General features: G+C 66.1%; 11 protein-coding genes. 4 read left to right on the forward strand and 7 right to left on the reverse strand.

What is annotated here, in order from left to right; genetic code table 11:
* Window positions 1-119 precede the first annotated feature (119 nt).
* On the forward strand, window positions 120-812 hold the full coding sequence (locus ACFPN5_RS13850) for a response regulator transcription factor (RefSeq protein ID WP_379784191.1): 693 nt from the start codon (window positions 120-122) through the stop codon (window positions 810-812).
* Complete coding sequence (locus tag ACFPN5_RS13855) at window positions 809-2,128, forward strand: sensor histidine kinase (RefSeq protein ID WP_379784193.1); 1,320 nt, start codon at window positions 809-811, stop codon at window positions 2,126-2,128. Before ACFPN5_RS13850 ends, ACFPN5_RS13855 begins: the two co-directional genes overlap by 4 nt.
* 37 nt (window positions 2,129-2,165) lie before the next feature.
* Here ACFPN5_RS13855 and ACFPN5_RS13860 read toward each other — a convergent pair whose 3' ends face one another.
* Genes ACFPN5_RS13860 through ACFPN5_RS13885 form a run of 6 tightly spaced genes read right to left on the reverse strand, consistent with a single transcriptional unit; the run spans window position 2,166 to window position 8,691 of the window.
* Complete coding sequence (locus tag ACFPN5_RS13860) at window positions 2,166-5,573, reverse strand: pilus assembly protein (protein ID WP_379784195.1); 3,408 nt, start codon at window positions 5,571-5,573, stop codon at window positions 2,166-2,168.
* An 11-nt stretch (window positions 5,574-5,584) separates the two neighbouring features.
* The gene (locus ACFPN5_RS13865; protein WP_379784197.1) at window positions 5,585-6,154 is read right to left on the reverse strand and encodes a hypothetical protein; all 570 of its coding nucleotides are present in this window, start codon (window positions 6,152-6,154) and stop codon (window positions 5,585-5,587) included.
* On the reverse strand, window positions 6,151-7,215 hold the full coding sequence (locus ACFPN5_RS13870) for a PilW family protein (protein WP_379784199.1): 1,065 nt from the start codon (window positions 7,213-7,215) through the stop codon (window positions 6,151-6,153). The genes ACFPN5_RS13865 and ACFPN5_RS13870 overlap by 4 nt, the downstream gene beginning before the upstream one ends.
* Window positions 7,216-7,223: 8 nt before the next feature.
* Entirely contained in the window at window positions 7,224-7,814 is a 591-nt protein-coding gene (locus tag ACFPN5_RS13875) for a type IV pilus modification PilV family protein (protein WP_379784201.1), read from the reverse strand.
* Window positions 7,811-8,287 (reverse strand): GspH/FimT family pseudopilin, encoded by a 477-nt coding sequence (locus tag ACFPN5_RS13880; RefSeq protein ID WP_379784203.1) that lies wholly within the window; start codon window positions 8,285-8,287, stop codon window positions 7,811-7,813. Before ACFPN5_RS13880 ends, ACFPN5_RS13875 begins: the two co-directional genes overlap by 4 nt.
* A complete protein-coding gene (locus tag ACFPN5_RS13885; protein WP_379784205.1) occupies window positions 8,281-8,691 on the reverse strand; it encodes a type IV pilin protein in 411 nt (136 codons plus the stop codon). The genes ACFPN5_RS13880 and ACFPN5_RS13885 overlap by 7 nt, the downstream gene beginning before the upstream one ends.
* Before the next feature lie 189 nt (window positions 8,692-8,880).
* Between ACFPN5_RS13885 and ACFPN5_RS13890 the strand changes: the two genes are divergently transcribed.
* Together ACFPN5_RS13890 and ACFPN5_RS13895 are read left to right on the forward strand one after the other, a co-directional pair.
* Entirely contained in the window at window positions 8,881-10,539 is a 1,659-nt protein-coding gene (locus ACFPN5_RS13890; protein WP_379784207.1) for a peptide chain release factor 3, read from the forward strand.
* 256 nt (window positions 10,540-10,795) lie between these two features.
* Entirely contained in the window at window positions 10,796-12,361 is a 1,566-nt protein-coding gene (locus ACFPN5_RS13895) for a S8 family serine peptidase (protein ID WP_379784209.1), read from the forward strand.
* 67 nt (window positions 12,362-12,428) lie between these two features.
* On the opposite strand, the gene ACFPN5_RS13900 is transcribed toward ACFPN5_RS13895, so the two are convergent.
* Entirely contained in the window at window positions 12,429-12,818 is a 390-nt protein-coding gene (locus ACFPN5_RS13900) for a RidA family protein (RefSeq protein ID WP_379784211.1), read from the reverse strand.
* Window positions 12,819-12,904 lie beyond the last annotated feature (86 nt).

The following is a 12,904-nucleotide window of genomic DNA, read 5'->3' on the forward strand; positions in this document are numbered from 1 at the left end:
ACTGGGAAAGATGCCCCAAATCAGGCTTTTTATTTAGCCTGCGCAAGGTTTTGTCGCATAATGGCCCCTTTCGCTCTCGTCAATTTCCCATAATCGACCCGTCAGTCATTCCCGCGCGCATGCTTGTCCTACTTGTGGAAGATGATACCGTCCTTGCTGACGGCCTGATCCGTACCTTGCAGGGCCACGGCATGCAGGTCGAACTGGCCCGCGACGGGCTCCAGGCAGACTCGCTCCTGCAGCGCAATCCCTCGCTGGCGCCCTCATTCACCCCCGCGGTCGCGGTCCTCGACATCGGCCTGCCCGGCATCGACGGCTTTGAAGTCGTGCGCCGCCTGCGCGCCCGCGGCGACACCACCCCGGTGCTGCTGCTGACCGCGCGCGACGCCGTCGAAGACCGCGTGCGCGGCCTCGAAACCGGCGCCGACGATTACCTGGTCAAACCCTTTGCCACGGCCGAACTGGTCGCGCGCATCCGCGCGCTGGCACGCCGCCATGCGCCGAAGACGACGGTGCTCGCGCTGGGCAACCTGGTGTTCGACTCCGGTGCGCGCCGCGCCCGCATAGGAGAACGTGCCCTCGAACTGTCGGCGCGCGAGTGGGCCGTGCTCGAATACCTGCTGCAGCAAGCGGGCAGGGTGGTGTCGAAACAGCAAATTATCGACACCATCGCCCCGTGGGGCGAAGACCTGACCCTGAATGCCGTCGAAGTCTATGTATCGCGCCTGCGCCTGAAGCTCGACGGCGCCGGCCTGTCCCTGCGCACTATCCGCGGTTTCGGCTACCTGCTGGAAGCCGCAGCGGCGCCATGAGGAACCTGAGCAGCATCCGGGTGCGCCTGCTCAAGTGGCTGGTCGGCCCGATCCTGGTCGTCAACCTGGGCGCCGCGGGCCTGACTTACCTGCTGGCCTGGACTCCCGCCCAGCTCGCATTCGATGATGGCCTGCGCACGGCCGCGAGCAGCCTGGCCGCGCGCATGCGCGGCAGCGGCCCGGCCGCGCTCGGCGCCGGCGCGATCGAGGACACTACCGGTGAAGCCACCTGGACTGCCCTGCACGGGCCGGACGGCCGCCTGCTGGCGGGAACCGGCGCGCTGCCGGCGTTCGCCCGCGCCGGCATGCACGACGCCATCCTGCACGGCGAGCCGGTACGGGTCGCCGTGGCTGAGGTAGCCGGCGCGGACGATATGCGGTACGTGAGCGTGGCGCGCACGGTGCGGGCGCGCCAGCAGGTGCGCGCCGCCATCGTGCGTTCGCTGGTGCTGCTCGAGGTCGTGTTCAGCCTGGCGCTGGTCGGACTGGTCTGGTTTTCGGTCGGCAATGGACTGGCGCCGCTGGCCCGGCTGCGCGCGAGGCTCGACGCGCGCGGCAGTGGCGACCTGGCCCCGCTCGACGACGCCGGCATGCCCCGCGAACTGGCGCCGGTGGTCGACGCCTTCAATGCGCTGCTGGGACGGATCGCCGCCGGCGCCCGCGCCCAGGACGAATTCCGCGCCAACGTGGCGCACCAGCTGCGCACCCCGCTGGCCGGCCTGCGCCTGCAGCTCGAATGGCTGGCGGCGCGCCACGCCGGCGACTTGGAGACGCGGCGCTCGGTCGAACTGATGCTGGGCGCCAACGAGCGCATGATCCGCCAGACCAATCAATTGCTCTCGCTCGAACGCGCCGAGCCGAACCGTTTCGACCGCCTGCGCCTGGCGCCCCTCGACCTGGCCAGCCTGGTGGCCGACACCATCCAGTCCTTCGTCGAGCAGGCAGCGGCCAGGGACATCGACCTCGGTTTCGAGCTGGAGCCGGCGCCGCTCCAGGGCGACCGCTTCCTGCTGCGCGACCTGGTCGACAACCTGGTCGACAATGCGCTGCGCTACACGCCGCCCGGCGGGCGCGTGACGGTCAGTTGCGGTACGAATGGGGGAGGGACTGTGCTGCGCGTCGAGGATAACGGGCCGGGCGTGCCGGCCGCGATGCGCGAGGGGGTGTTCGAGCGCTTCGTGCGCCTGGATGAAAGCTCGGTCGGCAGCGGCCTGGGCCTGGCGATCGTGCGCGACATCGCCAACCTGCACGGCGCCGGGGTCAGGATCACCGACGCCACACAGGGCGGCGCCGTGTTCACGGTCGCGTTTCCATAGCCCGGCCTGTGCGGGCGGCGCTGCGCCGCCTTGCTCCTCAGTCCGCGCCCGACGTGTACGAGTAGGTACGCTTGCGTTTCGAGGTGATGGCGGGCCGGACGCGTTGCGGGGCAATCGCCACGCTGGCACCGGTGGCGCCGACGAAGCCCTTCTGCACGGCGCCGATGACGACCGTGGTCGCCTTGCCGCCGACCATCACGCCATTGGCAAGCACCGGGGATGGTGGCAGGCCGCCGCCAACGAATACCGATGAGCGCCGGCCGCCACAGGTGCCTGCGCTGTTGATGGCGCCGGCGGCGTTGAGCAGGTTGACCCAGTAGCCGCGCGCTTCGCCGAGCGTGGTCGAGCAGCTGCCGACCCGTGGCTCGAACGGGCGGTTGGTGCTGAAGGTCACCATGCCGCCGGCGATCAGCGCCGACGTGACCACTTGCTCGCCCTGGCCGTTCTGGCCCAGGTCCATGAACCAGCCTTTCAGCTCGTTTGTCGGCAGCACCGCCGCCGTGTCGCAGGCGTTGGCATTGGTATAGTCGGCCAGCGCGTCCAGGTCAGCCGAGGGCGCCGTTTCCGTGTCGGTGCTCAGCGGCAGCTTGTCCTTGAACACGTAGAAGCGGTTGACGACGTTTGCATACGGATAGTGGGCGTACAGTGGGTGCTCGCGGTCGCCGCTGCCGAGCGCCGCATAGACGTGGCCCTGGGCCGCGAACAAGGCCGGTGCGAACAGGAACTTGCGCCCGTCGCCGTCGGTGCCGGCGACCTTGCGGCTTTTCCATGCGCTGCTGGCAAGCGCGGTACGGGTGTCACTGGCGGCGATGAAGTCGATCCGGTACAGGTTGCCGCGGGTGTCGGCCGCATAGGCGTAGTCCGGCTTGGCGTCGTTGTCGATGTCGACCATGGAGATGTCGGCCGCGACCGAGCCTTCGGTCTCGAAGGAGCGGATGATGTGCCCCTCTGCCGCATCGAGGATATAGACTGCGCCGCCCTTGCGGCCCGTGCAGGTGGGGTTGGCGAGATTCGCATCTTCGCAGCGGTCGTAGCCGCCGCCGACCACCAGCACCGGACCGGCCGTGTAGCCCTTGATGAAGGCCACGCTCGGGGTTGACCAGGTCTGGCCGATGCCGCTCATGCCCGTATCGCAGCCGACGTCGTCGTGCAGGTTCGGGCAGCCTTTTTTCCAAATGAACTCGGGCGCGTTGAGCTTGTTCTTGCTGACGTCGAGCGCGTAAATCATGCGCCCGCCGCGGCGCATGGTCGGGAAGATCCAGACCTTCGAACTGTCGGCGTTCTGGTAGACGCCGGTCGAACCGTCGAAGAAATAGTCCTTGGCGGTCGGTGCCGGGCTGATGCCGTCAGGCAGGTTGGGGTAGGCCACCAGCGGCGAATTGCTTTTCAGGCGGGACAGGCGCGGAAAAAATTCCGGTGCCACGAAGGACCAGCGCTCGACACCGGTTTCCGCGTTCAGGGCACGCAGGGTGCCGTCGTTAGCGCCGTAGAACACGGTGACGCCATTCGTCGCTGCTTCGCCATCCTTGACGCCGTAGTTGATCGGCAGCGGGCGGGAATGGATGACATCGCCATGGATCGACGGACGGGTCTGGGTGTTGGCGCCACCGGGCTTTTCGTTATTCACGTCCTCGCCGCGGATGTAACGCACCAGGTTGCTGTCCAGGGAGGTGTTGGCGGCCGAAAAATCGACGAGGCCGGCAGACGTATGGGTCAGCATCTTGCGGTTGACGGCAAAGCTGGTCGTCCCGCCGGCTGGCACATTGCCCTGGCGCAGAATCTGGGCCGCCGCACCTTTTTCAACGAAGGGGCCGTCCGGGGCGTCCGAATAGGGATCGAAGCCGGCCACGGTGCACGTCCCTGCCGGGTCGGGTTTGATCCCGAGACCTTTCCAGTAAGTGCCGCTGTCGCGCGTCCAGTAGCTCCGGGCGCAGGGGGTGACGAAACCGGTGTTCGAGTTGATGGCGCCGGCGTCGTCGCCGTCGCCGTCGCCGTCACCCTCGCCGTCGCCGTCGCCGCCTGCGTCGCCCAAGTCGAGGCCGTTTTTTGTATTGATCAGCTGGTAACGCTTGAGGTTGCCGAACCAGCGCGGCTTGGCGTCCTCGTCCGGACGGAACATGCCGATGAAGACCTGGTTTTCATTCTGCGAGCGGTTCGTCGCGTTCACCGGAAGGCTGGTGGACGCAAAAGTCGCGTTGACCGCCGAGATTTCGATCAGGATATTCTTGAGTGCCGCGACGATCGCTTCCTCGTTGCGCGCCGCATAGTATTTGCCGCCGCCGGCCTTGGCCATGCTCAGCATCAGCGCGGTGTGCTCGGCGCTCTGCTGGGCGTTGTAGACGTCGATCGTGTAGGTCGAGACGGAAGGACGGATCGAGCTGCCCGGGACCGGCACGCCGCGCTCGAACAGCAGGCGCGCCCACTCGTCGGCATTGCGCGGGCTGGTATCGGTGCTGTAGGTGCCGGTCTCCGTGCTGGTGATGATGGTGTCGGTGCCGATGACCTCATATTGCCGGTCGGTGCCGGTGCAGACGCCCGCCGCACCGGCCGCGACCGGGCCGATCTTGCAGCCGTCGGTGTAGCCGCTGCATTCGGTAGCGTACTGGGTCAGGCCGGCCATCGCCTCGGCCGGGCTGGCGTAGCAGCCTTGCGTAAGACCCAGCGTCGTCGGCGTGCTTACTTTTCCAGTCGTAAAATTCGGCAGGCCGAGCTGGGTGACCGGTATCAGGGCGCCGCCGGCACTGCGGTTGTTGGTGAGGGCGGTCAGGAGGGCGCTGTTGGCCGGCGTGTCGGCCGCCGGGCCGCTCGAGCCCGGGTTGCCGATGAAGATGACGTAACTCTTGCCGCAGGTATTGTCGTTGGTGAGCGGTGAAGCGAATTTCGACCAGGCGGTGGTATAGCCGCCCGCATCGGCCTTGCTGGCGATGACCCCGGCTGGCGAATAGGCGTTTTCGCCGGCGAAGTAGTTGTACACGTCATACATCAGGTTGCCGTACGGCGTGTTCGCGTTGCGCTTCTCGTCCGGGCTGTTGATCCCCGCCGCGATCTCCGTCAGCTCAGCCGAAAAATTGGCCTTGTTGGTGGCGCCTGTTCCCGTGGCGCCCATTTCCCGCACGGCGTAGCGAATGAAGCCGCCATTGTCGCCGGCACTGCCGCCGGTGACGAATTCCATCATGCCCACGTTGACGCTGTCTTTGAGCTCGGCAACTACCCGCTTGATGGCGTTGACTTCCGACTGGCCCTGGGACGCGCCTGGCCATTTCTGGCTTTGCCGCGACCAGTTCGACGTGTTGTCGAGCACGATCAGGATGCGCGGATTGATCTTGGCGCCGGCCGAAGCGCCGGTGAAGATGTCGATGTCGTCGGCGCCGGCCTGGAGCGGGGCGCAGGCCAGGGAGCAGGCAAGCGCACCCGCGAGGGTTTTGTTGACGGTGCTGCGGATCATGGCGTTCTCTTTCACGTGGTAGGGCAGTTATTTGTCACGTCGTCGCGCGCAACGCGCACCGCAACGCCCTGGGTGACCTGGACTTTGGCCTCGGTCTCGATATCGGTGGCAACAGCGCTGATTTCCCAGATGCTGTCGGCGCAGGACGAGTTGCCGTCCACGGCGCCGTCGATGCCGAAGCTTTGTGCCGCACCCATACTGCAGCCGGCGTCTTCGGTATCGGCCAGATTGAGCGCCGTGTTTTTGATCACTGGCGCCTTGACGCAGGTCGGCCGCGGCGCCATCACCACCTTGACGTCGTCCTTGCCGTCGCCGTTGGTGTCGACGCAGCGCTGGTTGTCGGGGCCGCAAGGGTTGGCCAGGATAGCGGCCGGGTGCGTGAAGAAACGTGTATTGCTGATGGTTTCCTCGATCACCTCGCGCGCGGCGGCGGTGGCTTCGTCGCGCTGTTGCATATTCGAGACGACTTGCAGGTTCGATTTGCCGAGATTGAAGCTGGTCAGGGCGACCAGGGTCAGGAGCACCAGCATGATCAGTGCGGTGATCAGGGTGATGCCGCTTTCAAAGCGCTGGTATTTCACGGGAGTCTCCTTCCGGCCGGGTTGGGCAGTGCCACCAGCGACTGGAACACATGGCGCTTGAAGCCGTCGTTGGCGGCAGCGACGTCGTTGCTGTTGCCGTTGACGTTCCGACCGAGCGTATAAGTCTTGCGGTCGATGTGGCCTTGCGTGGCAGTCGTATTTCGTGCCAGCACGTGCAGCCTGACTGCGACCGCGCCGCGCCAATTGGCGACCGCGCAGGCCGCTGCCGTGCAGCTGCCTGCTACGGCCGGATCGGGGGTGCTGAGGTCGGCTACGCCGTTGCCGCCGCTTGGCGCCAGGTCGAGGCCGTATTCGAGCTGCAGGTTCTCGATGCCCTCGGCCATCGGAACGACGCTCCAGGTAGGCGCCGTGCCATCCGTGCCCAGCTCGGCCCGCTTGAGGGTCGGGACGCCGTCCGTGCCCACGTTGTGGTTGGCGACGTAATAGATGTGGGTGCGGTAGCGGCGCACGGCGGCAAGCGTCGTGCAATTGCGCCTGCGCCGTGTCAGTCCGGTCTCGCCCAGCGTGAGGGCATAGAAATCGGCAGTGCTGGCCGAGTCGAGCTCGCTGGAATTGTTGCACAGCGAAGCCTGGAAGAACGGGCCGGCGGCCGCTTCGCAGCCCGGCTGCCCGGCAACGCAAGTCGAGGTACGCCGCACCACCAGCACATCGGTGCCCTCGCGCAGGCCGGTGAGGCAGGACAGGCCGGCGCCCGTGGCAGTGGCACCGTCGATGCCCTGCACCGGAAGCGCGAGGCCTGCGGTCAGGTCGTCCAGGGTGCCGGCGCAGGCCGGCGGGAGTGCCGCCGGGTTGGCCAGCACGGTCGGGTCGAATTCGGCAAAATAGCCGGCATTACGCAGGTCGACGGCCAGCAGGTCGATCGCATAACGGCCGTTCTCGACCTGGCGGTGGGCCTTTTCGATTTCGGCCTGGGCGCCCGTGTTCTTCACGAACATGGCCGACAGCCCGGCCAGGAGGCCAAGGCCAAGGGTCACCGCGATCAGGAGTTCAACCAGGGAGAAGCCGTGCGCGGCGCGTGGGAAGGTGGTGGGTCGGATCATGGGGGGCCTCAGACGCAGGTAGGCAGGCCGACCGCGACCCGCGCCGAAATGACGCGGCGGTGGGTTTCGGTGCCATATGCGCCGATGGCGCAGGCTTGCCCCGCGGCCGGGGGGCGCGTCGCATGCATTCCCTGCCATGCCACGCTGACCTGGTAGATGGCCGGCGTGCACACGCCGGCCGCTTCGTTCTTGACCTGGACCCGGGTGACGCAGCCGCGCGCACCCTGCATGGCGCCGCCCAGCACGTTGCCGCGCTTTTCGGCCGCGCCTTTCAGGGCGGCGCTCCACTCGCACTTGTCGCGCGTCGCGCCGGCCGCGCCGTTGCCGCAGTCAAGGCCCAGGGTGTCGCTCGTGCCGAGCGGGGTGGTGGTGACGTAACTGTCGGCGTCGGCGAGGTTGCCGGACAGGCGGGATTGCATGTCCTGCAGCAGGACGGCGGCCTGGGCGCGCTGGTAAGACTCGATGGAGCCGACCTGGGCTTTCGTCTGGAAGGCGGCCAGCCCGAGCAGGCCGAATGCCAGCACGACCATGGTGACCAGGACTTCGACCAGGCTGACGCCGCGCTGGCGGCGCGATGGGGATGAGGGACAGGCGTTCATGGCGCGCAGGTGGTGTTGGTCTGGTTCGGGCGGCCCGACAGGTCGACGCGGATGCAGCGGGGCGTGTCGTTGCCGGCCAACGCAATGCCAAAGGCCGGCACTGCGCCGTTTTTCACGCGCCCGTTGGGCAGGTAGATGACGCTGGCAGGTCCCGTCACGGTTGCACCAGGCACTGCCGGGTGGTCGTCGAGCTTGCGGGCGGCGTTGCCGGGGTCGCGGATGCTCCAGCCGTGCTGCCAGGCCTGGGCGGTGACGGGCGCCAGGGTCACCTCGGCGTTGCGCTTGATCGCTTCGCTGCGGGTGCGCGACAGCGCGGCGTAGAGGTCGCTGCTGACGCTGCGCGAACGCATGTTGGCGATCATCGTCGTCAGGGACGGCGCGGCCACCGCGGCCAGCACGGCAACGACGGCCAGCGTTGTCAAGAGCTCGGTGAGGGTGAAGCCGCGCGCACGGCGGCTGGCGGTGCTTACCATTTGGCCGCCGGGGTGCGGGTGCCGGCGCTGTTGATTGTCAGGTCGCCATCACGCCTCTGCGGACCGGTGAGGATGGGCGCGGCGGTGATGGTGAAGCTGGACGGCGGTCCTTCCGCGACGGCGATGGCGATCGTGTATCTGGAGGAAACGGCTGCAGGCGGCGTCAGGCCGAGGTCGGCCACCGTGGTGGCGTAGCTGCGGGAGTCGGCCATGATCTGCGACTGCTTCTGGGCCGCTTCCATCAGATAGACCTGGGCGGCGGCGCGGTTGCTGCGCACCAGGTAGGCTGTGTAGGATGGATAGGCGACCGAGGCCAGGATGACGATGATCGCGACCGTGATCATCAGTTCGATCAGGGTGAAGCCGGCGGCGCCTGGACGGCGCATCGTCAGGGATCGTGGCATGGCATTTCCTCGGATGTATGAATGTTGCCCAGTATAAACACCTTAGCTGTCATTTCGCTGAAAGTTTCCTGACGGAATGCTGACAAGCCGACGCGACAGCGCAGCCGGCCGCCGAATCACTTCACACAAGCCTGGTGAGACCCGGTAAAATCGAGGGTTTTGCAAGGACCCACCGCTTTGGCCGAGACTATGGACACCGACACCGCAGTACCAATTCTTGAGTCGACCGACAGCGCCCCGGCAGGCAAGTCGTCGGCAGTGATCGCGAACGAGGTGGCGCGCCGCCGCACCTTTGGCATCATTTCCCACCCGGACGCCGGTAAAACCACGCTGACCGAGAAGCTGCTGCTGTTCTCGGGCGCGATCCAGCTCGCCGGTACCGTCAAGGGCCGCAAGAGCGGGCGCCATGCCACCTCCGACTGGATGGACATCGAGAAGCAGCGCGGCATTTCGGTCGCCTCCTCGGTGATGCAGTTCGAGTTCCGCGACCACGTCATCAACCTGCTCGACACGCCCGGCCACCAGGACTTCTCGGAAGACACCTACCGCGTGCTGACGGCGGTCGACTCGGCGCTGATGGTGATCGACGCGGCCAAGGGCGTGGAAACGCAGACGATCAAGCTGCTCGACGTCTGCCGCATGCGCAATACCCCGATCGTCACCTTCATGAACAAGCTCGACCGCGAAACGCGCGATCCGCTGGAGCTGCTCGACGAGCTCGAGTCGGTCCTGAAGATCGAGTGCGCGCCGGTGACCTGGCCAATCGGCATGGGCAAGAACTTCCGCGGTGTGTACCACCTGCTCAACGACGAGATCATGCTGTTCAAGGCCGGCGAGGAAAAGGCCGACGGCGCCTTCGAGATCCTGAAGGGCATCGACAACCCGAAGCTGGCCGAGATGTTCCCGCTCGAGATCGAGCAGCTGAAAATGGAAGTGGAACTGGTGCACGGCGCATCGCACCCGTTCGACATCGAGCGCTTCCTGGCGGGCGTGCAGACCCCGGTGTTCTTCGGTTCGGCGATCAACAACTTCGGCGTGCGCGAGATCCTCTCGGCGCTGGTCGACTGGGCGCCGGGCCCGCGCGAGCGCGACGCCACCGTGCGCGCCGTCGAGCCGGGCGAGCCGAAGTTCTCGGGCTTCGTCTTCAAGATCCAGGCCAACATGGACCCGGCGCACCGCGACCGCATCGCTTTCCTGCGCGTGTGCTCGGGACGCTTCGAGAAGGGCATGAAGGTCAAGCACCTGCGGCTCGGGCGCGAAGTCAAATTGTCATCAGTCGTCACCTTCATGGCCTCATCGCGTGAGCAGGTCGAGGAAGCCTATGCGGGCGACATCATCGGCCTGCCGAACCACGGCAACATGCAGATCGGCGACAGCTTCTCGGAAGGCGAGATGCTGACCTTTACCGGCATCCCGTACTTCGCGCCGGACCTGTTCCGCACGGTGCGCATCCGTAACCCGCTGAAGATGAAGCAGCTGCACAAGGGCTTGCAGCAGCTGGGCGAAGAGGGCGCGGTGCAGGTCTTCAAGCCGGTGCTGGGCGCGGATCTGATCCTGGGCGCGGTCGGCGTGCTGCAGTTCGAGGTGGTGGCAAGCCGCCTGCTGAACGAGTACGGCGTCGATGCCGTGTTTGAAGGCTCCAGCATCAGCAGCGCGCGCTGGGTGTCCTCGGACGACAAGAAGTCGCTGGCCGACTTCGAGACCCAGCTCGGCCACAACGTGGCCTATGACGCGGCCGGCAACCTGGCCTACCTGGCGACCTCCGGCGTGAACCTGCGCCTGACCCAGGAGCGCTGGCCGAAACTGACCTTCCACGCGACGCGCGAGCACGCGGCCAAGCTGGCGTAAGCGGCAGGGTAAAGGAAAAAACGGCCGGCGCAATGCCGGCCGTTTTGCATGGTGCTCACGATTGCGCTCCCGGTGGCGCGGTCCTGTCGAGTCTGTTTTCGTTCACATCCTTGAAGAGATGCTTCCTTGCAAAGAGTTTTTTGAAATACACTGCTTAGGCACATGTATTGCACATGGTTTGATATGTGAATGAAGACAACAACCCCGCAGCCGCCTGGCTCGGGCGTCAACATCAGCACCCATACGGAGAGACCTCATGGCAAGCAAAGACTCGCGCGCATCGACATCCATCAACATCTGCCTGGCCGCCCTGGTTGCGGCCGGCGTATTCGGCAGCGCCCAAGCCGCGGCACCCGACACCACCCGCGTCATCGTCGCCTTCAAGCCCGGCGCCGCGGCCAAGGTCAAAGCGGCGGTCGGCGCGGCCCGCGGCGCCGTCAAGCACGAGATCTTCGGCATGAACGCCATGGCGATCGAGGTGCCGAATGCCGCCCTGAAGGGTCTCGAGAACAACCCGAACGTCGAATACATCGAGGAGGACGTGGTGCGCCGTCCCTTCGCCTTGACCACCCCTTCGACCGGAACCCCTTACGCATCCGGTCAGTCGGTGCCGTATGGCATCAAAATGGTCCAGGCGGACCAGGTGTCGGACTCGCTGGCGGCCAACCGCAAGGTCTGCATCATCGACTCGGGCTACGACCGCGCCCACGAAGACCTGTCCGGCAACAACGTGACCGGTGAATATGACGCCGGAACCGGCTGGTGGTATACCGACGAAAACCACCACGGCACCCACGTGGCCGGCACGGTCGCCGCGATCAACAACAGCGGCACCGGCGTGGTCGGCGTGAATGCGAACCAGCAGCTCAAGCTGCACATCGTGAAGGTGTTCGGCAAGGATGGCTGGGCCTATTCGTCGTCCCTGGCCACCGCCGCCAACAAGTGCGGCGCTGCCGGCGCCAACGTCATTTCGATGTCGCTGGGCGGCGCCCGTGCGAGCAAGACCGAGCAAAAGGCATTCGACACCCAGTACGCAAACGGCGTGCTGAGCGTTGCAGCGGCGGGCAATGACGGCAACCGGATCGTTTCTTACCCGGCCGGCTATGCCAGCGTGATGTCCATCGGCGCGCTGGACGAAAACAGGCAGTGGGCCACCTTCTCGCAGTACAACAGCAAGGTCGAACTGTCGGCGCCGGGCGTCGGCGTGCTGTCGACCGTGCCGATGGGCGGCGGCATCGAGGCCGCCCTCAGCGTGGGCAGCGCGACCTATGCCCCAGGCGCGATGGAAGGTTCGCCGCTGAAGACGGCAACCGGACCGTTGGCCGATTTCGGCATCGGCGACAAGACCAACAGTGCGGTTGCCGGCAAGGTCTGCCTGATCCAGCGCGGCACGGTCGATTTCGCGGTCAAGGTGCAGAACTGCCAGAACAGCGGCGGCCTTGGTGCGATTGTGTACAACAACGTCGCGGGCGCCTTTGGCGGCACCCTGGGCACGACTGCAACGTCGATCCCGTCGGTCACCGCAACCGACGCCGACGGTGCCGCAATGCTGAAGCAGCTGGGCCAGAGCGCGACTGTCAGCGTCAAGGCCGCCAACTATGCCTACTACGACGGCACCTCGATGGCGACCCCGCACGTCGCGGCCGTCGCGGCGCTGGTGTGGAGCTTCGCCCCGACCTGTACCGGCGCGCAGATCCGCACCACCCTGAACAACAGCGCGCTGGACCTGGGCCCTGCCGGCCGCGATACCAAGTACGGCTTTGGCCTGGTGCAGGCAAAAGCCGCCCACGACCGTATCAAGTCGCTGGGCTGCGGCAAATAGGAGAGAGGGGAACCCGCCTCCGCCAAAAAGGACACTCCGGTGTCCTTTTTTACGTCTGGCGACCCGCTCACGACGGAATCTGCGCGATCACCTTGATTTCGAACTGGAAGCCGTACAGCCAGGTCACGCCCACGGCCGTGGCGGTCGGGTGGGGCGCCTCTCCCCAGTAGTCCTGCATGGTGGCCCAGACGCGCTCGAAGTGCGATTCGGGATCGACGATGAACACGGTGACATCGACGACATCCTTGAAGGTACAGCCCGCCGCACCGAGGATGGCGTTCAAGTTCTCGAAAGCGCGCTTGACCTGTGCGTCGAGCTCCGGTTCCGGCGAACCGTCCTCGCGGCTGCCCACCTGGCCGGAGACGAACAGCATGCCGTTGGCGCGTACGGCCGGCGAATAACGGTTTTTTTCATAGAGGGCCTGGCGCCCGGGCGGAAACACGACATCACGACTCATTGCAGACTCCTTGGGTTAGGCCCATGGCGGGCTTGAAGGGACACTTTAATGGTCTGACGGACGGAGATAAACTGGCGAGTTCGGGC

It is taken from the genome of Massilia niabensis, assembly GCF_042655085.1.
GTDB classification, from domain to species: Bacteria; Pseudomonadota; Gammaproteobacteria; order Burkholderiales; family Burkholderiaceae_D; genus Telluria; species Telluria niabensis.